We start from the raw sequence: 20,881 nt of genomic DNA on the forward strand, positions 1-20,881 counted from the left end.
TTTGTGTTTTTCTTACAAGCGACTCGATAGCTTCTCTCTATTAAACTGTTAAAGCCATATTGACATTAATCATATAGTATAAATAATTAATTATTTTGGAGCTTATTTAATATGCTACGCATCATTGCAGGCAAATATCGCGGAAGAAAAATAACTACAGGTAAGCATTTAGCTGCACGGCCAACTATGAGTATTGTCCGAGAAGCAATATTTAATATGCTTTCCTCAAGGAAACCTATTTATAACTTGAATGTACTTGATTTATTTTGCGGAAGTGGCTCTTTTTCATTTGAAGCGCTTTCTCGGGGCGCTAAACATGCATTCATGGTGGATTCAGATTATTACAATTTGCAACTGCCTAAAAAAACAGCAGAAGATTTTGGAATTACGAACAATGTCACGCTAATTTGTTGCAGTGCTAACGGATTACCAAAACCTATTTCAAAGTGCAACATAGTTTTTATAGACCCACCTTATAATAGTAATTTAGTTGAATCAACGTTGAATGGATTAGCTCACTCAGGCTGGTTAAGTGATGATGCATTGATAATTCTAGAGATTAGGAAAAACGAAGGTTTTGAGTGCAATAAAAACTTTAGTATAATCTTGGAACGCACCTACGGTATAGCGAGAATAATTTTTCTTTCTCTATTAACTTGAACTTGCATATACTTTTCATTGATGAGTTCCAGTTCTATTTTCGTCAAGTTTCCGGAGAAATTACTTATTCTGTACTGCCCTAGATCAAAATTTTTATTAAATTCAGAGTCTATTAAATATTCATGTGCTTCTTCAATAAATTTATTTTCTTTTTCTTCGTAACTGGTGTATTTTGTTGTACCATTATTATCCTCACGATAAACTAAATGTTCTTTATGATCAGCATGAATATTTTTATTTTCACAAACCTTTTCAGGATCGTGCTCAAGTACTTTTCTACCAACAATCAATAGCTTATAAGAAATTTCCTATGATTCCTTTTAAGCGAGTTTTGAATTTTTGAAATGTCATGACATTGTTGATACGGTTATCAAGAAACGATAAAGTATCCACAAAATCTTCTGAATAATCATTGATAAAAAAAAGTATCGTACTTAAGTACACTCCAGCTAATATTGCTCTTTTTGTATAGTAGTTAAAATCTGTTGATTGGTCATAAATGCCATACCAAATCGCACTAACAGTTCTGTATAAAAGTTTACTAGAAAAATATGTATTTTTTGGTGATACAGAAAATAATAAAACATTTTTTAAAAGTTCTCTATAATTCGGTAGCTTAGCGTAGTTTGAAAGGCGTATTTGAATAGCTAACTTTACTCGCTCTCGCACTTTCATATCTTCTAAATTAGAATTTTTTAGTTCAGCTTCCATTGAGCTATTTAAGTCCTCTGCTATGTACTCCAAAGCGCTATATATTCCATTCTGAAATTTGCAAAAGCTATTAGCTAGATTAAGGTCAGTGCACACCTTTAATAGGGTTTCATCGCTTATCCCTTCAAATGGAATAACCCTAATTAGCTTATCTATTATTAACTTTTGTTCCACAGTAGCATTATACTAAACAACATGTGTGATTGTACCTGAGATTTTCAAACATTCTACAAAATGCTTCGCCGCGTTCCTCGAAATTTTTCCATTGATCAAAAGAAGCACACGCGGGAGAAAGTAATATTGTTACTTCTTCTGCGCTATTTAAGGCCTCTTCAAAAGCCAATCTGAATGCATCTTCTAGATTGCAACATCTAACATAATCTACTTTATTCTCCATAACATTTGCAAAAGCTTCGGTTGATTCCCCAATAAGAAAAGCTTTTCTAATCCTTGTGAAATGCTTGCTTAATGATTCTATTCCACCCTCTTTACTTTTTCCACCAACAATCCAATATATGTTTTCATAAGATAAGATCGCCTTTTCGCTTGACTTTGCATTAGTTGCTTTGCTATCGTTCACGAAAAACACATTTCTTATTTTGCCGAGCGGTTCATTCCTATGCCTCAGTCCTGAAAAGGACTTGATTCCATTGATAATAGTGTTGCTATCTACTTCAAGTACCTTACATACGGCATATGCGGCTGCTATGTTTTCTGCGTTGGATATTAGGTTTATTTTCACGTCGCTTACTGATAAGCTATGATTCTCTAGTTTTAACGAGATCTTCTGGATCCCAGTGCCCCTTTTGTCATCCAAGTAGCTGACACTGGGATCCAGATAATTTCGATCTATACCAGTAATCTGTTCACTATAATCAAGCAAATTGTTACCTGCCAATGATATTAGATCTCTTGCACCACCCTCTGTCATCTGAGTAGTTGGCAATGGTTTTTCTTTTCTGGATTCCAGCGTCACGCGCTGGAATGACATCGGGGAATATGTTACTGAGATTGGAATTTTGTTCCCAGTGAATTTGTTGAATATATCAGCGGTAATCTCATTGTCACATCCTATCACAGCAATCTCACTACCGTTTATCAGTTTTAATTTAGCTGCTATGTAATTCTCCATACTTCCATGCCTATCTATGTGATCTGGTGTAATATTGAGCAGTGCTGAAATGTCCACGTTAATTTTATTCATCAACTCCAATTGAAAAGAGGAGAGTTCAATTACATAAATTTCTGCATCTCTTTCTAGATCCAAAACAGGAACGCCTAAATTTCCACCAATAGCTACTTTTTTCCCTGCAGATTTTAATATGTGCCCTATTAGTGATGTAGTGGTTGATTTACCATTTGTTCCTGTGACGCCTATTACCTTCTGGTTTGTAGTTTTAGCTTCAAGAAATAGCTCAATGTCTGATTTTATTTTGCAATCAAATCTCCTTGCAAGTTTTACTATCCAATGTAGCTCTGTTGGCACTCCAGGGCTTAAAACCAATGCACTGATCTCATGCCAATTGTATTCCTTGGGATGAATAAAATTACATTTTTTATACATCATTTTTGCATTTGTTATTTGCTCTTTATGATCATCCCATGCATATATTCTTGCACCACTCTTTATTAGAGCGTTAATGGCGGATAAACCAGTTTTACCAAGACCAAAAACCGCGACGTTTTGATTTTTGTATTTGTTTAGTTGCACTGCTAGATAACTTATGCGAACCATTTTATAAAGATATCGTACAAATTACAACAGACTTCTTTCGTAGGTTACAACTGTCATTCAATAGAAACAAAAAACTTCCTTGACAAACTCCGCCAGTCCCCTTATCATGAAACTGAAGCTATTTATTTATCTTCGCAATCTGTGCAGGTTAATGACAAAAAACTTAGAGTATTTGGCGTCTCATGTTTAATTTTTCGCACTACGTGCATCGCATGTCTTTAAAAATTTTTAGGTTTTTACCTATATAAGCCGAAACGCGCTTACAAAGCGTTTAAGACAGCAAAAAACGTCAAATTGACAAGGGAGAATTTGAATGCTAGCTACTACGGGGTTTCTTTGCCTTTTTTCCTGCTTGGTAAATTTCTTAAATATTAAAGCTAAGGTTAGTTGCATTTAAAAGCAGCTAAATTGCAGCGTTTAAGACTTAAAAAACGCCAATACTGAAAATAGACAATGACTAGGGTTTCTTTTGCCTTTTTTTTCATTTGGTAAATTTCTTAATGTTTGTAGCTAAAGCAACTTAAGAGACCGAAAATGGTCAGTGCTCCTTTTTTTGTCATCCCAGTGCTCCTATGATGTCATTCCAGTGCTTGACACTGGAATCCAGTTTTCCATATAATCTCATTGAAAATGTTGTAACCACTTTCTGTGCTAGTTTGCTTGCTTACAAGCAAACTTTCCTGGATCCCAGTGTCAAGCACTGGGATGACATCATAGGGGCGCTGCCATCATAAAGGAACCAGTGTCAGCTACTTGGATGACAGGAGAAGGCACTAGCCTGACAACCGTCATCCCGCTGCTTGTTAGCGGGATCTATGCTAAAGGAGATACTTGGATAACAAGAAATATAGGTACTGGAATTGCAAAGAGTTTGCAAATATTAGTTATTACCTGTAGGATATAGAGAAATTAGTAAGGATTTTAATAGGGATAATATGCCATCTGTTACTTTTATTTTACCTGATGGGAGTAAGAAAAGCTATGAAGCTGCAGAGGGAGAAACTCTGCTCAATTTAGCCCACAGAAGTGATCCAGATCTGCTTGAAGGTGCATGTGAAGGTTCTCTTGCTTGCTCTACATGCCACGTGATTGTTGATCCAGAATTTTATGATGCTGTAGAAACACATAACCCCATATCTGATGAGGAAAATGATATGTTAGACCTAGCTTTCGGCTTAACAGAGACGTCGAGGCTTGGATGCCAAATAAAAATCACAAAAGATATCGACGGCTTGTGTGTAACCATACCAAGGGGTACAAGAAATATATCATTGGATAAACAGGGGAATCATGCGTAAGATTTTTATCTATATTATCATCTCTTTACTTTTATTTATTCCTGTAGCGTATAGTGGTTTTTGGTATTTTTCTGCATGTAAGGTAAAAAATCTTTTAGCTGAAACAATACTGTACATTAACGACGAAAAGTTTGATATTTCACATGATTTTAGTGGATTTCCTTCTAACCTAATTTTCCGTGTGACAAACCCAAAATTTTCCAATGAGCAATTAACCATCTCATCTGATGCTTTATTGATAAAAAATAGATTGTTTGATAAATCAGTATATATCTACATACCAAGCAATGAAGTCAACATTGCTGTTCATGGTGATGAGAAAAAGAATATAAAATGCCACACAAACGATAGCAGCCACTTTGTTGTTAGACTAAACGATTTACCATCTTCATTGCGATTCAACAGCGTGATAGACTATATAGATACACTTCGTTACGAAGATTATGGATTAAAATGTGATGTTTCAGAAAATCAGCAAAGTGTTATAACTGAAGTGAATGATAAAAGCAATTACATTCAATTTCACCTCGATAAAGAACCAAGTGGAAATACTAAACTAGGATTTGATTTTTATACTTATCGGTATAAAAATACTGTAAGTCCTGAAAGTTACCTTAGTATCGACACTAAATTTGATTACGAATTTGTAAACCACATCTCAGCTTCCAGAATTAATTTCAACATAGAGAAATTTTTAATTCAAAGTAATAATTTTTCTCTTGCTGCAGATGGTGGAGTGCAAAATTATAATTTGGTTACGTCTTCATTTAAAGACAAAATCAACGTGGCTATATCAAATTATAAAGAATTAATCTCGTTTATGATTGGTGACTCAAAAACTTCAGATGCGTTTGAAAAATTAGTATCTTTCTTATCAGAAAAAACAACTGATGATGGCATTCAATTTTCAATAAAGTACGATGATGATGTAGGGTCAAGCTTTATTGGAAAGTTATCCACCACTGATTTTATGAACCAGCTCAGTAACATAACCCAATTAACCAAGGATGAGAGCAGTAGTTAGTTTACTTTTCATATTGATATTCCACTCAGGCGTAAATGCTTTTACTCTGGATAATAAACTCAGAGATAAAAGCATGGAAAAACGAGCAACAAGTTTATTTGAAATAATAAGGTGTCCAATATGTTCTGGCGAATCATTGTCTGAATCTGGATCTCAGATCGCGTATGATATGCGAGAAGCAATTCGTAAAAAAATCAATGATGGATACACAGATGAAGAGATAATCTCAGAGTTAAAAAATTCTTACGGCAATTCAATTATAATCGTACCGCCTATAAAATCTAGCACTTACATTTTGTGGTTTATTCCACTTACAACTCTGCTTATTGGGTGTTTTTTAATACAAAGATACATCAATACAACCACTTAAACCTTTTATATATAGCTAAAGTGACTTAGGTTCTCTAATTGCACATAAGTCAACAATAATTTTCACACAAATCAAAACAGCATATCTTCTCCATAATCCTTGGTAATTTTACATAAGTTAAAAGTAGCATATGGTTCTCTCCGCGGTCTGAGATGACAATAAATTTGTCAAGCCGCATTATACCTGTTAGGCGGAAGTGGACGGCAACATATTTACCACGAAGTCTAACTAAGTTCTTGCTTGTCCCTTCCATCGGCATTGCTATCTTTATTTTCAATAAAATTATTGTCCTATGCTCTTTTGATGTTTATTGATAATAAAATTCTGTTTTATCAACCAACATCCTATGCATAATTACAGCTAATTTTCTTGCTACTGCTACAATTGCTTTTTTCATTCCTTTTTTCTTCGCAACCCCAGTTTTTTAATTTAAATGTCCTCTTGGTAACTGTAAGCATTGTTTGTGCAGCTTCATATAACATACTTCTACATTCCGCTGGTCCCATCTTTGATATGCTGCCATGCCGATCAACTTCTCCAGAAGAATATTGCCTTGGTGTCAACCCTATATACCCCAGTTGCGGATTAGCCAACGAAGTAAAGCTTAGAAATGCAGGGCTTTTTCGGCTGCATGGAATATGAAACAAGCGTAGAAAAAATGTGTACCAAAAAATTTATCGGTGATCTATGGCGAGTACGCTCAATCTCAAATTTGTTTTTCAGAGAGCCAAAAACTGTCTCAATAATCGATCTTTTTCTTAACAAAATCTTCTCATTTAGCGCCATTAATGAGTTTTTCATACCCTTTTTTATACTGGTTACAAGCTTTAACCCTCTATCGAATAATTCGTGAAAAAGATCTTTTTTGATATATCCTTTATCTCCAAACAATAATCCAGTCAATTTCTTAGTTAAATTTGGCACAGGTATCAACGTTGCCTTTTATCACCGTAACCCCTTGAATTTCGCCAGTTTCATTGATTACTAGATGTACCGAAAAACCACCCATAAGTAGTCTTTCCAATCTTTGCCAACCCTTTGAAAACTTTGTTTCTCGAGGTCCTTTTTGGATGGCAAACAGCGATAGATGTTGCATCTATGTACGAAATCCCTGTCACTTTTGACTGTTCGCAAAACCATTGCATTAAGAGCGCTAAATACCATAAAACCCGCGATTTTAGCCTGATAAACCTACTATAGGATGGCAATTTTGGAAACGCTGATTCGTATAATAATTTCAAATAATGCACATAGAAAATTTTAAAATTGTCGCACTTGGATTGGTGATATAGCAATATTATGGTAAAAATCTCTGAATGCGTAATCTCTGGCGTCCTGGTTGGTTTTTTGCCACTTGGTAGAAGTTTTTCTGCAAAATTTTCATCGACTGTATTGCAAAAATCATCGACTATACAAAAGATTTCTGTTACTTTCTCTTTCATTGGTAACCTCCTATTTTAGGAATGAATATCAAATACCTCGGAGTTTACCCTATTTCCTTACCTTTTCTATTTTTTCTAATTTACAACTGGGGTTAGCAGTGCTGTGAGAATGGTTGAAAGCGCAAAAGAAAACCTCTCGGAAGTTAAAAATATACTGGTCGATGCAGGTTATACAGGAGAAAATTTTGCAACTCAAATAAAAACGATTATTGGAGCAACTGTAGAAGTAATAAAACGAAGTGAATTACATTCCTTTGCTGTATTGCCACAAAGATGGGTTGTAGAGCGATCTTTCGCTTGGTTAGAAAAATGCAGACGATTGTGGAAAAATTGCGAGCGAAAACTTAACACTAGCCTACAAATGGTCGTTCTTTCCTTCATTTCTCTTCTATTGAGAAGATTTTAAACAGGTTCTAAATCTTTATTTTAAAAATGTCATATTGACCACCGGTACCTGAAAATACTATTCCAATTGATCAGAGCTATCCATTTCCTTAATTTTTGTAACGTTGTCATAGGAGTACTATAACTTTAGATCAACTATGTTTTATTGTTTTTGCATCTAAAAAAATTTAGCTTATTCAAGCAGCATTTTGCCTTTTTTTGGATGTAGGGATTTTTTAGGAATTGTCTTCTTGAATTCTATGGAATCTTGTTTAACATTGAAACAAGATTCCAGTGTCAGCTACTTGCATGACATTGTTGGTTAATGTTTTATGGCTTTACGATAGCTATACAACTTATCTTAAAAGCAATATAGTGTTTACTATACAATGAATCAAAGATAGTAAGTAAAGTCTATGGAATTTCAAATCGCTACACATTTTCAACCGGCTGGGGATCAACCACAGGCAATCGATAGCTTAATTGCAGGGCTAAATAGCAATAAAAGAGATCAGGTTTTGCTTGGAGTTACTGGTTCTGGGAAAACTTTTACTATGGCAAATGTTATTGCAAGGACAAACAGGCCTGCATTAATTATGGCACACAATAAAACTTTAGCAGCACAGCTTTATGAGGAAATGAAAGGATTGTTTCCCCATAATGCTGTTGAATACTTCATTTCTTATTATGATTATTATCAACCTGAAGCCTATTTACCACAAACTGATACTTATATCGAAAAAGATTCTGCAATTAACGAAAGAATTGAGATGCTGCGTTATTCCACCGTCTGCTCCCTTTTGGAGCGCAGGGATACGATCGTAGTTGCCAGTGTTTCCTGCATATACGGTCTTGGTTCGCCTGAGAGCTACCGCAGCATGATCATACCGCTTAGTGTTGGAAATAAAATTCGTATTAATGATTTCCTGAGCAACTTAACTGATCTTCAATACAAGCGCTCTGATGCCAGGTTTGAGAGAGGATATTTCAGAGTGCGCGGCGATATTATTGATATATTTCCTTCCCATTATGAAAATAAAGCTTGGCGTTTATCGTTATTTGGCGATGAAATAGAAGAAATTTCTGAAGTTGATGCTATAACGGGCAATGTTACCAAAGGCGTAAATAAAATCACCATTTTTCCAAATAGCTATTACATAACCCCGCGTGAGGCTTTGTTGCAGGCAATTGAACTAGTCAAAAAAGAGCTGCATGAACGCTTGGATTATTACTACTCGCAAAATAAGATTGTTGAAGCAAAGCGCCTCGAGCAACGCACTAATTTTGATATCGAAATGATGAGAACAACAGGAATATGTAAAGGTATTGAAAATTATTCGCGTTATCTCTATGGAATGGAAGCTGGGGATCCACCACCTACTTTGTTTGAATATTTACCTAAAGACGTAATTTTATTTGTTGATGAGAGTCATGTCACCGTTCCTCAGGTTGGTGCGATGTACAGTGGTAATGAGGCGCGTAAAAAGAAATTGATCGACTATGGCTTCAGGCTCCCTTCCGCTTTTGATAATCGTCCATTAAAATTTGAAGAGTGGGAGGGAGTTAGGCCGCAGACTATTTACATTTCAGCCACTCCCGGAAAGTATGAGTTGGCAAAGACCAGTAATGTATTTATAGAGCAAGTTATCCGTCCAACAGGGCTTACGGACCCAATCTGCATTGTAAAACCAATAGAGAGTCAAATTGATGATGTAATTCATGAGGCACAAGTGACAATAGGGAAGGGATTTTGTGTTTTAATCACTACATTGACGAAAAAAATGGCTGAAAATTTAGCTGAATATATGAGTGAATTGAATATGAAAGTGAGTTATTTGCATTCTGATATTGGTGCGCTGGAGAGAATAGAAATTATATACAAATTAAGATCTAAAGAAATCGATGTTTTAGTAGGTGTTAACTTGCTGAGGGAAGGTCTTGATATTCCAGAGTGTGGGTTGGTTGCAATTTTGGATGCTGATAAAGAAGGATTTTTGCGATCGGAAACTTCATTAATTCAAACGATTGGTCGTGCTGCGCGTAATGCTGAAGGTAGAGTAATTTTGTATGCAGATAAAATCACTGGTTCTCTGGACCGTGCATTAAGAGAGACCGAAAGAAGAAGAAAAAAACAAGAAGAACATAATATATTGCACAATATTATCCCGAAGACTATAATAAAACCTATATCAAACACCTTACAGGAGAGGGCAATAGCAGAACCGAAAGTAAATATTAATAAGGATGATTTGAGAAAGCAAATGATAAAGCATGCTGAAAATTTAGAATTTGAAGAAGCAGCAAGAATAAAAAAATTATTGTAAGGTTAAATAACACATGATGTAATGTGCATATTATAAAAATGTAAATAATTTTATTGATATCTTTATATTAATACTTTTTAAACATTTAGTACGGTGCAATATCTGCAATGGATGAGAAAAACTAACACCAGTGCTTTCAGGGTCAGGGATTTTGGCTCCAACCCTAATAAAACACTTGGGTGGATATTGTAAGTTAAAAATATGATATAAATAAAATTAAGAGGGAAAGATAACTCTACCCACTATAGAAATAGAGTTATCACGGGCATGTGCGACCGAGTGGATATTGGTATTACAACCGTATAGATCAAGGTACACTAGCCCTATCTCTCGATACGTTTGAATAGTTGCATGGGACATATGTATGCACCCGTTTACAATCTTAAATTAATTAAACTATCGAGGTTATTTATTATGATTACATCTTATCAAAATTTCATTGGAATTGATATCGGAAAATTTAAAAATGTTGCTGCAGCTCACAACCAAAGGAGCACTATCAAGTTTGACAATGATGCTACTGGTTGGCAACAGTTGTTTCAAAAATTTTCAGATATCCTACCTAATTCTCTAGTAACTTTAGAAAACACTGGAAAATATGAGCTTGGCTTAGCACATTTTCTTGTTGATAAGAATGTTGCTGTACATCGAGCTAATACTCGCAAAGTAAAAAGCTTTGTCATATCTCATGGAACTTTAGCAAAGTCTGATCAATCAGATGCAAGAGCTCTTGCTCAATATGGATATGAACGCTATAGTACTCTATCTCTATTTGTACCTATGTCAAAAGAACAAACAGCCTTAGTTGCACTTTGTCAACGACGTGATGACATTACACAAATGAGAGTTCAAGAGAAATGTAGACTGAAAACACCTGAAAACGAGCATATAAAGGAAAGTTGCCAAAAAACCATTGACTTTTTTAACGGTCAGATAAATGAGATCAATAATGCCATACAAAAAATCATTGATGAAAATCTAGAGTTACAAAAGCGCCAAAAAATACTTAGAACGGTACCGGGAATAGGTATCAAGTTATCTCAAGATTTTATATGCCTTATGCCAGAACTTGGCTACCTAAACAAAAAAGAAGTTGCAAGTCTTGCTGGAGTTGCCCCGCATCCAAAAGAAAGTGGAAAATCTATTGGTTACAGAAGTATAACAGGTGGTAGAAGTAGTGTCCGTAAAAAGCTTTTTACAGCTTCCATGGCTGCTGCAAGATCTAAATCTGCACTTGGTGCTTTTTACTCTGATCTCATTGGTAGAGGTAAAAAGAAAATGGTAGCTATAACGGCTCTAATGGGAAAAATCATAGTAATTGCAAATGCAAGACTTAAGGAAGCAATTAATATGAAATAAAAAAAACTGCATAGAAAGTAGGTTAATGAATATGTGCGCCCACACAAACTTAAAGCACATACTCATTAACCATAAAACCTAAGTAGTGGTAGCTATTTGACATAAATTCCTTTCTATATAAACTAGGGTTTTTATTGCCAAAAATACATTTTTCAATTGAACAAGAATACAAAATTATAAATAAGAGTTGTAATAAGACTAGATTCAAAAAATTTAAAAAACTTAGTTGATCTAAAAACCTAAATTTATTTTCTCAAAGCTTCTCACGTATGCTCTACAGAATGTGCCTTTACGCGTTGCGTACTACACTCTTTAACCTTTGAAGGGACACTTCCCTTATGTGACACAGCAGGAGAACCCATAGAACAAAAACCACTATCTCTATCAACTTTTTTAGAACTAGAGTTATCAGGTAATTGTGCTCTATGCTCTACAGGTAAGTGTAGCTCCCCTGAGCTTTTTGCTCTTCTTTCTGAGGCATGTCGTTTAGACAAAGGTAGTTTTTCAGTTACAGGACCCCCAGGAGCACTTACACTTGAAGATATCGAACACACCGAATTACGTCCTTTGTTATTTCGCCTAAAAGTTGCAGATATCTTTTCTAGTAAAGTTCCACCATTAGAATTTGCACTACAAAACCAACCACCCCTATGTTTCTTCGGAGATTTACTATCTTGTGACTTTGCTTCAGAACACTCATCACTACTTTTTCGATCACTTTTATCAGTAACTTGCTGTTTTTCAGGTTCCTCATTACAAATGTTCTCCGTATCTTTTGGAGGATCTTCAGAAACCCCAAAATTTAAGGATATTGAATTATCCCATGCTATAGGAAAAGGAATCGATGATGATCTACAGGTCATTTTCTGATCCCGAATATTAGCCTCTGTTAGCATACCTTTACCAGCACCTAAAGATAGCTGTGATTGATCACAAGTGGATTGACTTGGATCTATTTCCTCCAGCACCAACTGAGACAGCCTCCCTGTTTCTTCCTCTCTTTCTGACCATTGCCTGGGAGGCCTCTCTAACCCTTCACCACGACTTCGCACGGGAGACTCCCATTTCGTATCTGACAGTTCAGTCGATGGTGATCGCGACAATGCTCGAAAACGAAGCCCAGGATCAATCTCTATTTGACCATCTTTGTTGATTACAGAGTTTTCTATGATTACAGAAATTAAAAGAGCAATCTGTCTATCGGAAAAAGCATACATACGATCAACACCTGATCGTATGAATTCATCTTTGCTAGTCGCTTCAGTTTGACCTTTAACATCAGTTAAAATATCATGAGAAAATTTAGTATTAATTTTATCTGCTTCCATATAAGTTAGGTACCTTGAAATATTACCTTCCTTGACCATAGGTATAAAAGCAAATCTATCCCCACTACTTATTCTACCTTTATCAACAAACTCATCATAGTAATACCCGCAAATTGGTAGTCGAGTTAAGGAAAAGATTAGCCAACTCATGGCATTTTTGTAGCTTCTAATTTTTAAATCACTACTGCTTGGAAAGTTAAAATTATACCCTGCCATCTTTTTAGAAAGTTCTGTTACACTTTTCACAAAACCAATATTTTCAGCATCTTTAAAAGATATCTTATTATCATCAATATCATAGAAATCTAAATAATCACAACCATGCTTCTTCATTTGTTCTTGAAGTGCTCTTACAAAATACTTCTGCACATTTGTATCATAAAACAACAGACATTTTATATAACCAGATGACGGATCCATTTTTACCTGCTTAAAGCTTTTATTTAGAGCTTCTTCAATGCGTTTTTTACCAAGATGACATTTTTCATCAATTGCCTTAATCACTTGGTTTTTCACGTCAATTTTGAATTCCTCAGCAAAGTGCACCTTGAGATTAAAGATTACTCCAGAGTCTATAGGAACTGTAAGCTTAGTCACTGCCCCACTATACGTCCACTCTCCTTTATCAAAATTAAATGGCAAAGATTCAAGATCAAAAACATTACTAGCTGCATCTTCATCAGAAAAATATTCTCTTACTAAGAACCTGTCTTGAAAGGAGTTAAGCAGCTAATTTAGTAAGCATAGAAGTAATCATATTAAATAAGATATTGTTTTTTGAAGTAAGAGGAGAATGCTCGTAATCCTTGCTCATGCGTCTAAAATTGGAAAGCCAAGCAAAGGTTCGTTCTACAATCCAACGTTTAGGAATAACCTGAAATCCTGTATCAACCAATTTCTTGGTAATCGTTAGCAAACATCCAGTTTCCAACAAACATCGATTTTGTAATTTACCTTTGTATCCTTGATCAGCAAAAAACTTACGTAATGTTGGAGCTTTGCATTTAGCTTGAATAAAAAGATTGGTAGCACCATCACGATCCTGAATGCTTGCGCTGTGTACCTCTGCAGTAATTACAAGACCTAGTGTATCTACAATAATATGGCGTTTTCTACCCTTTATTTTTTTACCGGCATCATATCCTCTTGATCCCCTTTTTGAGTCGTTTTCACTGATTGACTGTCAATTATACCTACTGAAGGTGTTTCATTTTTACCAACCATTTTTCTTACCTCTTTTACTAGCATGTCATGTATTTTTTTCAATTTTCCATTATTACGCCACCTGATAAAATAGTCATACACCGTTTTCCATGGGGGAAAATCCTTTGGTAGCATTCTCCACTGGCAACCACCCCTCATTATATACCTTATTGCATTAATAATTGTTCTGATGTTATGTTTTCTTGGTCGTCCTATCGCTCCTTGTGCAACATAGGGCTCTAAAATTTCCCATTCCTTGTCACTTATATCACTTGGATACAATTTACCCTCCTATTTTTTGCTTACCTCATCATACTCTTTTCTTTATTCCCTTTCAAGACAGGTTCTAAGTCTCTTGCCATCCGTGATAAGTACTTCTTTGCAGAGCCCTGATCACAATTAAACTTAACGACGATATTATCGCCTTCGACAACAAAATTAGTGTTGACTTTAGAGCCGTAATTACTAACGTTAAATGCATTAACCAGCCCCTTAACCAAATCTAAATTATATATAGTCATAACTCCTCCCCTACTAAAATATTAATTTTCTTTACTTTTACCTTTACTCCCAGCCTTATCAACTTTAGCATCACTCACCTTTGGATAAGGAGGACCACTATATTCATCAAATCTGCTATGACCCTTGTGCATATCTGCTCCTCCACCTTTTCCATAATTATCTCTCCTCCAGGCAGCAGCATCATATTCACCAGAGCCTACTTTAAAACGAGGATCTCCTTGTGAACTAGAGCTTGACTTTTTATCCATAATACCCTCCATCAATAAAAATATTATGTAATCTATATATTATAAATAAATCATAAGTGCAAGAACTTTTTTGCATTTTTATAAAATGTAAAAGACAAGATTTAATCTGACAGAGAAGAATTAACTGACAGAAGAATTGACGTAGTCAAAACTAATATCAGGCTGTTGTTTAATGCTACTAATATTTTTCTGAAAAGCAATATGTTTACTGTCAAAAAACGTTTGCATAGGTGTTTTGCCATAGCAGTATTTGCCTGAGTGAGGCCTTGTCTCATTGTAAGAACGCAACCAATGATCAACATCGATCTGTAGATCCTCCAAAGAATAGTAGATTTTCTTTCTAAAGATAATATTGTAACACTCATCTTGCATAGTTCTATGGAATCTTTCACATATGCCATTAGTTTGTGGAGAGTTGGCTTTGGTTCTAGAATGATCGATATTTTCGATTCCTAAATATAGCTGATAAGCGTGATTTTCGGGCTTGCCACAATACTCCGTACCCCTATCAGTTAGAATGCGTAATAATGGAATTCTCTGCTCATCAAAAAATGGGATAACTCTATCGTTAAGAAGATCTGCAGCTGTAATAGCTGTTCTGTCCGTGTAAAGTTTAACCATTGCAACTCTGGAATAAGTATCAACAAAAGTTTGCTGATAAATGCGCCCTATGCCTTTGATATTGCCCACATAATAGGTATCTTGAGAACCCAAATAACCTGGATGTTGCGTCTCAATTTCACCATGAGCTTCCCTTTGTTCTTTCACTTTTTCTAAAGCTGCAAGTTGTTCTTCAGTTAAAATGATTCCGTCTTGAGCTACTTTTGCCTCCAGTGCTTTAAGTCTCTTTTTCAAAGTTTCAAGGTCATTTCTTAGCCATACAGATCTTACTCCTCCTTGGGAAATTATTATACCTCTTTTTCTCAGCTCATTTGCAGCTCTTTCTTGTCCATATGCAGGAAATTCTGTAGCTATGCCAATTATTGCTCTTTCTATATCTTCCGAAACTCTGTTTGCTAATAGCGGTTTTTTCTTACTTATTTCATGTAATGCTTCTTCTCCCCCATTTTCATATAACTCCTTGAATCGATAAAATGTATCTCTTGAGTATCCCATCACTTTGCACGCTTGAGACACATTTCCTAATTGTTTTGCTAGCTCTAGTAATCCTAGTTTTGGTTTTAGTATTTTTGTTTGTATTGTACTCATTTCTAACACTCCTTATTTTTATTATTCTTAACTTACTTTTTTAAAGTGTCATATCAAGTCCTGTTTAATACACCTAATGACTTACTGATTTGTATATTTATCTTATAAATTTCTTTCTAGCCTTACAAAAAGAAAAATTGCTTATGTCATTCGATGTCCCAGATCATCTTTTAATGAAGTGAATGCTATGTTTGAAGAAAAAAGCCCATCTAGTGTTGAGGTTACCATATGTGCTCAGCGTAAGATAAAACAAGAAAATAGTGGAATAACGCTTCAAAGTGGTACTACCATCTGGTGAAATTGAAGTGTTAGCTACATCATTAATGGATGAACAAAAGTTTCAAACTGGAGGATTTAAGGAGTTATATTTTTTACGCTGGGGAGTTGAGACATTTTTTGCAAAACTCAAAGGAAGACTAAGTCTAGAAAATTTTACAGGAAAAAGTGTTGAGTCTGTTAAACAGGATTTTTGGTCAGCTATCTTTATTGGCAACCTAGAAAGTGTTATGACAGAAGATGTAGAAGAAGCGTTGAATATGGACTTAACCGATGATAAGCTTAAGAGGAGCATTAACAAATCTGTCTCATTTAACGCGATCAAAAACTTGGCTTTCGACATTTTTGCTACGGAATCAGATACTGACTGCATTATGGATCAATTATCAAAGCTATTTTTGATGAACACTTTGGCGGTAAGAAAGGGAAGGAAAGTTGATCGTCATAAGGTACCTTATCTTCGTTCGTTCAATTACCAAAAAAGGGTTAGAAAACACATATTTTGACTAGAGGTAGTATTCATATCTTCTGATAATAACTGGGTAGCTTATTGCCATAGCTCCTGTAAAATGACTTCTAAACAAACTATTTCTTAAGTAATTTACACTTCAGAGTTTATCTGCTTTAAAGTTTACTCTATTCTGTTTCAGCATTTGTCATAAATCCTTAATTATTTCTGACTTTTTAGTTCAGTTTTTAACCATTCTTTCCTTAACTTAATGGCAGTGACAATAAGCCTATCTATCATTCTGATGTGATTTCAGTTTTTTTTACATGCAAACTTTCTAATCCCACCTTGTAGTTAGGGTAAATTAGAGAGACATTAAGATCTTTTTTAATTTTAACATTACTTACTTTTTTTGATCCTAAATAAAAACTCTGTGCATAATCTGGTAGGGAAGAAGCCTCAATTGGTTCTGGAGGGCTAACATTGAGAAGTTTGGTCGCATATATTACCACTTCAGATTGTGTAGTGGGTAAATCGTCTGCACAATTGTATATTTCACCAGGTTTTATGTTTTGCATGGAAGAAAATAAAATATTCGATATATCTTCAACGTGAATACGAGAAAAAAAATGCCCTTCCTTTTTCACATTTCTTGCTTTGCCAAGCTGCAAGTCAATTAACACGTTCCTACCAGGACCGTATATTCCAGCTAAACGAAAAATATGTACAGGCAGTTTGCTATTCAGCCACTTCCTTTCAGATTTAAGGCGCTTTTCTCCTCTGATTTCTATAGGTTTTGTTTCAGATTCCTCATCCACCCAATTACCAGAGTGATCACCATAGACGCTAGTTGCAGACAAATAACCAAGCCATTTAACATTTTGCAGGCAATTACCGTATCTCTCCACAACATCATCGCCATCTGGAGGAATAGAAATTAAAACGTGCGTTGCGCTTTTAAGCAGATCTTGGCTAACTTTCTCATAATTACAGAGGATTACATTTTGTATATTTTTACTTCTTGATGTGCCACTAACTTTCCAACCTAAGTTCAGTAGTTTTTTCGATAAAAATTTAGCTACATATCCATAACCAAAGCAAAACAAGTGCATGAAAATTAATTTTTAAAGTTCTTCTTGATAAATTCTACTCCTAATTTTATTCCCTCTTCATTGATAATATGCCCTAATCCATGAATTGGGTGCCCTTCAACATTTACCCCTGTTTCTTTCAGAGCTTTAACCGCTAAGTCGAGGGACGAAAAAGGTACTACGTCGTCAGCATCACCATGGATAACACATATGTTAGGTTTTGATTTGATCTCTGGTGCAGTTTTTGAAGGTGAAAGAAACCTACCAGAGTATGCAACAACTGATGCACAGGATTGAGAGCGGGTGAGAGCTGTATGTATTGCAAGCATTGCTCCTTGAGAAAATCCAACTAAAGAAAGTTGCGTATCTTTTAAATTAAGCTCCTTTAATTTTGTATCAATGAAATGATTTACAATTGATGTAGCATTTTTTACTCCATTATATAGCGCTTCCTCACTACGATCTTCCAAACTAAACCACTGATAACCATCACCTATTTCTCTTTCAAACGGAGCATTGGGTGCTACAAAATATGAACCCAGTAAAAACTTGCTCATAACTTTAGCAAGGTGAACAAAATTATCACCTCTTGAGCCCCAACCATGTAAAAAAATAATCAAATTTTTCTTATTTCCATCTGCACAAATTTCTGGACCTTTAAGTTCAATCATCTCTTTTCTTTTTGCATTTATATCTTTATTTAACACTAATTTTCAAATTTGTAAAACCAATGTGCAATTATGTACACTAACTCATAACTGCATGAACATTGCAATTTGCAGGCAATTTGCGTGGCAGATTCCAGTGCTTGACACTGGAATCCAGCTTTTTCATAATCATCAAAACGTTGTATTTTAACATAAAACGGCTACTTTTATGCTTACCAACTTAATAAAACTCCTGGATCCCAGTGTCAAGCACTGGGATGACATCATAGGAGCGCTGGAATGACACCTCTGGGCACTGCCGTCATAAAGGAACCAGTGTCAGCTACTTTCGTGACATCAATAATTGACCTCGACTTACCGTCCAACTAGAAAGTTGTACATAGAATGACAGAAGAGACTCGCGTTAGATATTATTTATTTACTTTCGATCTTTTCTATCAATTTTTTAACTAAGCCTCTTAGCTTCTTACTGGATTCATCAAGCTCTTGAATCTGCGAGCTGTGCTCTTTCATTAGTTCCTTATAGTTACCTCTTATGTAGTCAATCATTTCCTTCATCTGAGCAATCATCTTGTTGATATCCATACCACCCAAATCAGGTATCATGTTAGGCATAGCGCCTTCTAACATACCGCCAGCCATAAGCTGCTGAGACATTTGCATAAATGGTTTTAAAGTCTGATTAAGCAATTCAGGATCCTTGGCTAATTTTTCTATTTGCTCTTTGCAAGTATCCATATACTGCTTCATAAATTCATCTTCTTGCACTTTACCTGTCATAATTACACCTACTTGAAAATATCGATTTTCTATTATATATTGTTTTTAAATTAAAAACAATACAAAATACTCATCACAATTGCATTAATACTCTTTAAACAATAAAAAATGCTCCTTTGCTTATAAAGGGTCGCATACTTCCTTTAACCACTCCTTATCTTTATCTTTGACGCTATTTTCTAAGTTTTTATAGACAAATCGATGATAGTCATTTATCCATTCAATTTCATCTTTAGTAAGCATTTGCACATCTATTAGCCTTCTATCATATGGAATAGAGGTTAGTTGTTTAAATCCCAAGAAACCATTTTCATGTTTATCAACATACATCAGATTTTCAATTCTTATTCCATACTCTCCCGGAATGTAATAACCAGGTTCGTTGGAAAGTATCATGCCTGGCGTGAGTTTCACTTTATTTCCCTTTGATATTGCTTGTGGTCCTTCGTGTACTGATAGGTAACTTCCTACTCCATGCCCTGTACCATGCATATAGTCCATTCCAAATTTCCATAAATGCGTACGTGCTAATATATCCAATTCTCCACCAGTAGTGCCAGGAGGAAAGATGACACTTGCTATAGCAATGTGAGCTTTCAACACTATTGTATAGTGGGTTATTTGCTCATTGGTCGGATTGCCAATTGCTACAGTTCTGGTCACATCAGTTGTGCCATTAAGGTATTGGCCACCAGAGTCAATCAAATATAGTCCATCTTTCTGAATTACCTTATTCGTCTTACTGCTTGCACGATAGTGAATTATTGCTCCATTTTCATTGAATGCTGAAATTGTTGGAAAACTTAGTTGCTTAAACAAATTCTGCTCTTTTCTGTATTCTAAAATCTTTTCTTCAGCTTCAAGCTCTGTACCAACATTACTCTCAAGCCAATGTAGAAAATTTGTAACTGCCACTCCATCTCTGATGTGCGCATTTATTGCTCCGGTTATTTCAGTTTGATTTTTTACTGCTTTATAAATTAGACAAGGATCCTCTCTTTCAACTATCTGCTTATTTTGTATTACAGCCATGATACTCATTGGAGTTGTGTTTGGATCTATAACTATTGAATTTAGCTTGTGCAGCGAATTTTCTAGCTCACTAATATCAAAAATATTTATATGATTGCCTAAATTTGCTTCTATAGTTGAATGTTCTTTATCTTGAATAAACAAATCAACATTACCGCTTTTATACAATATAGCACGGCCCAATATACATGGAGTATATTTAGCATTTTCGTTTCTTAAATTTAATAACCATGAAATTGAATTTGGATCAGTTAAAAGCACTACTTCAGCTTCTTTATCTACGCTTCTAGCTATTTTTTCACATTTGTCCTTACTACTTTCACCAGCATATTCAATAGAATGTAAAACCATTGCTTGTTTTCGATAGTCACTTTTTTTTCCAGCTAAACAGGGTATTAATTTACAGATATTCTCATACTTTCTTATATCTTCTATGGTAAAATATTGCAAATAATAACCTAGTGAGGCAGTCGATGTTAAGTTTGCTTTTATCCATTCGCGTGGATCCTCTTCTTGTATATTATATACTTGAAAATTGCCCTGATCGAGCTGATTGCGAGCTTGTGTGATATAGCGTCCATCTGTAAAAAATGGGCACTTGTTGTTTTTTGTAACAATGAGCAGCCCATTTGTTCCTGTGAAGCCACACAGCTTTGTTAGCTCCTCTGAATACTCATTTAAATATTCGTCTTTGGTGTGCAACATAAATGCATTAATGTTTATTTCGTGCATAAAAGAACGAAATTCTTCGATTTTTGACATGGAATAC

At 35.1% G+C, this 20,881-nt stretch carries 18 protein-coding genes and 5 pseudogenes; 9 read left to right on the top strand and 14 right to left on the bottom strand.

Annotation, left to right across the window (positions count from 1 at the left end; genetic code table 11):
* The first annotated feature begins 111 nt into the window (after positions 1–111).
* Positions 112–660 carry a 16S rRNA (guanine(966)-N(2))-methyltransferase RsmD gene (rsmD, locus tag OPR49_RS06180; protein ID WP_265026967.1) on the top strand — a complete coding sequence of 183 codons (549 nt, stop codon included), beginning with the start codon at positions 112–114 and terminating at the stop codon, positions 658–660.
* On the opposite strand, the pseudogene OPR49_RS06185 reads toward rsmD, so the two are convergent.
* From OPR49_RS06185 to OPR49_RS06195, 3 genes and pseudogenes are all read right to left on the bottom strand, one after another.
* Positions 618–932 (bottom strand): annotated as a pseudogene (locus OPR49_RS06185) (hypothetical protein); the annotation flags it as partial. The gene rsmD and the pseudogene OPR49_RS06185 overlap by 43 nt on opposite strands.
* A gap of 22 nt (positions 933–954) precedes the next feature.
* Complete coding sequence (locus OPR49_RS06190) at positions 955–1,545, bottom strand: COQ9 family protein (RefSeq protein WP_265026968.1); 591 nt, start codon at positions 1,543–1,545, stop codon at positions 955–957.
* A gap of 7 nt (positions 1,546–1,552) precedes the next feature.
* Positions 1,553–3,106, bottom strand: a complete 1,554-nt coding sequence (locus tag OPR49_RS06195; RefSeq protein WP_265026970.1) for a Mur ligase family protein — start codon at positions 3,104–3,106, stop codon at positions 1,553–1,555.
* Positions 3,107–4,041: 935 nt separating this feature from the next.
* On the opposite strand from OPR49_RS06195, the gene OPR49_RS06200 reads away from it, so the two are divergent.
* Genes OPR49_RS06200 through OPR49_RS06210 form a run of 3 tightly spaced genes read left to right on the top strand, consistent with a single transcriptional unit; the run spans position 4,042 to position 5,798 of the window.
* The gene (locus OPR49_RS06200; protein ID WP_182365771.1) at positions 4,042–4,404 is read left to right on the top strand and encodes a ferredoxin family 2Fe-2S iron-sulfur cluster binding protein; all 363 of its coding nucleotides are present in this window, start codon (positions 4,042–4,044) and stop codon (positions 4,402–4,404) included.
* Positions 4,397–5,428 carry a hypothetical protein gene (locus OPR49_RS06205; RefSeq protein WP_265026971.1) on the top strand — a complete coding sequence of 344 codons (1,032 nt, stop codon included), beginning with the start codon at positions 4,397–4,399 and terminating at the stop codon, positions 5,426–5,428. The genes OPR49_RS06200 and OPR49_RS06205 overlap by 8 nt, the downstream gene beginning before the upstream one ends.
* Complete coding sequence (locus OPR49_RS06210; protein ID WP_015589263.1) at positions 5,412–5,798, top strand: cytochrome c-type biogenesis protein; 387 nt, start codon at positions 5,412–5,414, stop codon at positions 5,796–5,798. Before OPR49_RS06205 ends, OPR49_RS06210 begins: the two co-directional genes overlap by 17 nt.
* A gap of 344 nt (positions 5,799–6,142) precedes the next feature.
* On the opposite strand, the gene OPR49_RS07695 is transcribed toward OPR49_RS06210, so the two are convergent.
* Together OPR49_RS07695 and OPR49_RS06215 are read right to left on the bottom strand one after the other, a co-directional pair.
* Entirely contained in the window at positions 6,143–6,445 is a 303-nt protein-coding gene (locus tag OPR49_RS07695; RefSeq protein WP_406833419.1) for a transposase, read from the bottom strand.
* Positions 6,384–7,240: pseudogene (locus tag OPR49_RS06215) on the bottom strand (IS982 family transposase). Before OPR49_RS06215 ends, OPR49_RS07695 begins: the two are co-directional and overlap by 62 nt.
* A 133-nt stretch (positions 7,241–7,373) precedes the next feature.
* Here OPR49_RS06215 and OPR49_RS06220 point away from each other — a divergent pair.
* The 3 genes and pseudogenes from OPR49_RS06220 to OPR49_RS06230 all read left to right on the top strand — a co-directional run.
* Positions 7,374–7,646, top strand: a pseudogene (locus tag OPR49_RS06220) (transposase); the annotation flags it as partial.
* 394 nt (positions 7,647–8,040) lie between these two features.
* The gene (gene uvrB, locus OPR49_RS06225) at positions 8,041–9,948 is read left to right on the top strand and encodes an excinuclease ABC subunit UvrB (RefSeq protein ID WP_265026973.1); all 1,908 of its coding nucleotides are present in this window, start codon (positions 8,041–8,043) and stop codon (positions 9,946–9,948) included.
* A gap of 414 nt (positions 9,949–10,362) precedes the next feature.
* Complete coding sequence (locus tag OPR49_RS06230) at positions 10,363–11,307, top strand: IS110 family RNA-guided transposase (RefSeq protein ID WP_265026757.1); 945 nt, start codon at positions 10,363–10,365, stop codon at positions 11,305–11,307.
* A 263-nt stretch (positions 11,308–11,570) separates the two neighbouring features.
* Here OPR49_RS06230 and OPR49_RS06235 read toward each other — a convergent pair whose 3' ends face one another.
* The 5 genes from OPR49_RS06235 to OPR49_RS06255 form a co-directional block, all read right to left on the bottom strand.
* A complete protein-coding gene (locus OPR49_RS06235; protein ID WP_265026974.1) occupies positions 11,571–13,232 on the bottom strand; it encodes a hypothetical protein in 1,662 nt (553 codons plus the stop codon).
* 124 nt (positions 13,233–13,356) lie between these two features.
* Positions 13,357–14,120, bottom strand: a protein-coding gene (locus tag OPR49_RS06240; protein ID WP_156518237.1) for an IS5 family transposase whose coding sequence is annotated in 2 segments (ribosomal slippage) — positions 13,357–13,766 and positions 13,766–14,120 — 765 coding nt in all. Because the reading frame shifts where the segments join, the coding sequence is not laid out codon by codon here.
* Positions 14,121–14,140: 20 nt separating this feature from the next.
* Positions 14,141–14,359 (bottom strand): hypothetical protein, encoded by a 219-nt coding sequence (locus OPR49_RS06245; protein WP_265026975.1) that lies wholly within the window; start codon positions 14,357–14,359, stop codon positions 14,141–14,143.
* A 21-nt stretch (positions 14,360–14,380) separates the two neighbouring features.
* Positions 14,381–14,608, bottom strand: coding sequence for a hypothetical protein (locus OPR49_RS06250; RefSeq protein ID WP_265026976.1), 228 nt, complete (start codon positions 14,606–14,608; stop codon positions 14,381–14,383).
* A 120-nt stretch (positions 14,609–14,728) separates the two neighbouring features.
* Positions 14,729–15,817, bottom strand: a complete 1,089-nt coding sequence (locus OPR49_RS06255) for an IS481 family transposase (protein ID WP_265027486.1) — start codon at positions 15,815–15,817, stop codon at positions 14,729–14,731.
* Between the two features lie 94 nt (positions 15,818–15,911).
* Here OPR49_RS06255 and OPR49_RS07700 point away from each other — a divergent pair.
* A pseudogene (locus OPR49_RS07700) lies at positions 15,912–16,041 on the top strand (IS4-like element ISWpi18 family transposase); the annotation flags it as partial.
* 51 nt (positions 16,042–16,092) lie between these two features.
* Positions 16,093–16,599, top strand: a pseudogene (locus OPR49_RS06260) (transposase); the annotation flags it as partial.
* A gap of 238 nt (positions 16,600–16,837) precedes the next feature.
* On the opposite strand, the gene OPR49_RS06265 reads toward OPR49_RS06260, so the two are convergent.
* From OPR49_RS06265 to OPR49_RS06280, 4 genes are all read right to left on the bottom strand, one after another.
* Positions 16,838–17,653 (bottom strand): SDR family oxidoreductase, encoded by an 816-nt coding sequence (locus OPR49_RS06265; RefSeq protein ID WP_265026977.1) that lies wholly within the window; start codon positions 17,651–17,653, stop codon positions 16,838–16,840.
* A gap of 5 nt (positions 17,654–17,658) precedes the next feature.
* Positions 17,659–18,303: an alpha/beta hydrolase gene (locus OPR49_RS06270; protein WP_320157615.1), complete on the bottom strand. Its 645-nt coding sequence runs from the start codon at positions 18,301–18,303 to the stop codon at positions 17,659–17,661.
* A 411-nt stretch (positions 18,304–18,714) separates the two neighbouring features.
* Positions 18,715–19,080, bottom strand: coding sequence for a hypothetical protein (locus OPR49_RS06275; protein ID WP_265026979.1), 366 nt, complete (start codon positions 19,078–19,080; stop codon positions 18,715–18,717).
* A gap of 120 nt (positions 19,081–19,200) precedes the next feature.
* Positions 19,201–20,874 (bottom strand): aminopeptidase P family protein, encoded by a 1,674-nt coding sequence (locus OPR49_RS06280; RefSeq protein WP_265026980.1) that lies wholly within the window; start codon positions 20,872–20,874, stop codon positions 19,201–19,203.
* Between the last annotated feature and the right edge of the window lie 7 nt (positions 20,875–20,881).

It is taken from the genome of Wolbachia endosymbiont (group A) of Bombylius major, assembly GCF_947251895.1.
Lineage (GTDB): Bacteria > Pseudomonadota > Alphaproteobacteria > Rickettsiales > Anaplasmataceae > Wolbachia > Wolbachia pipientis.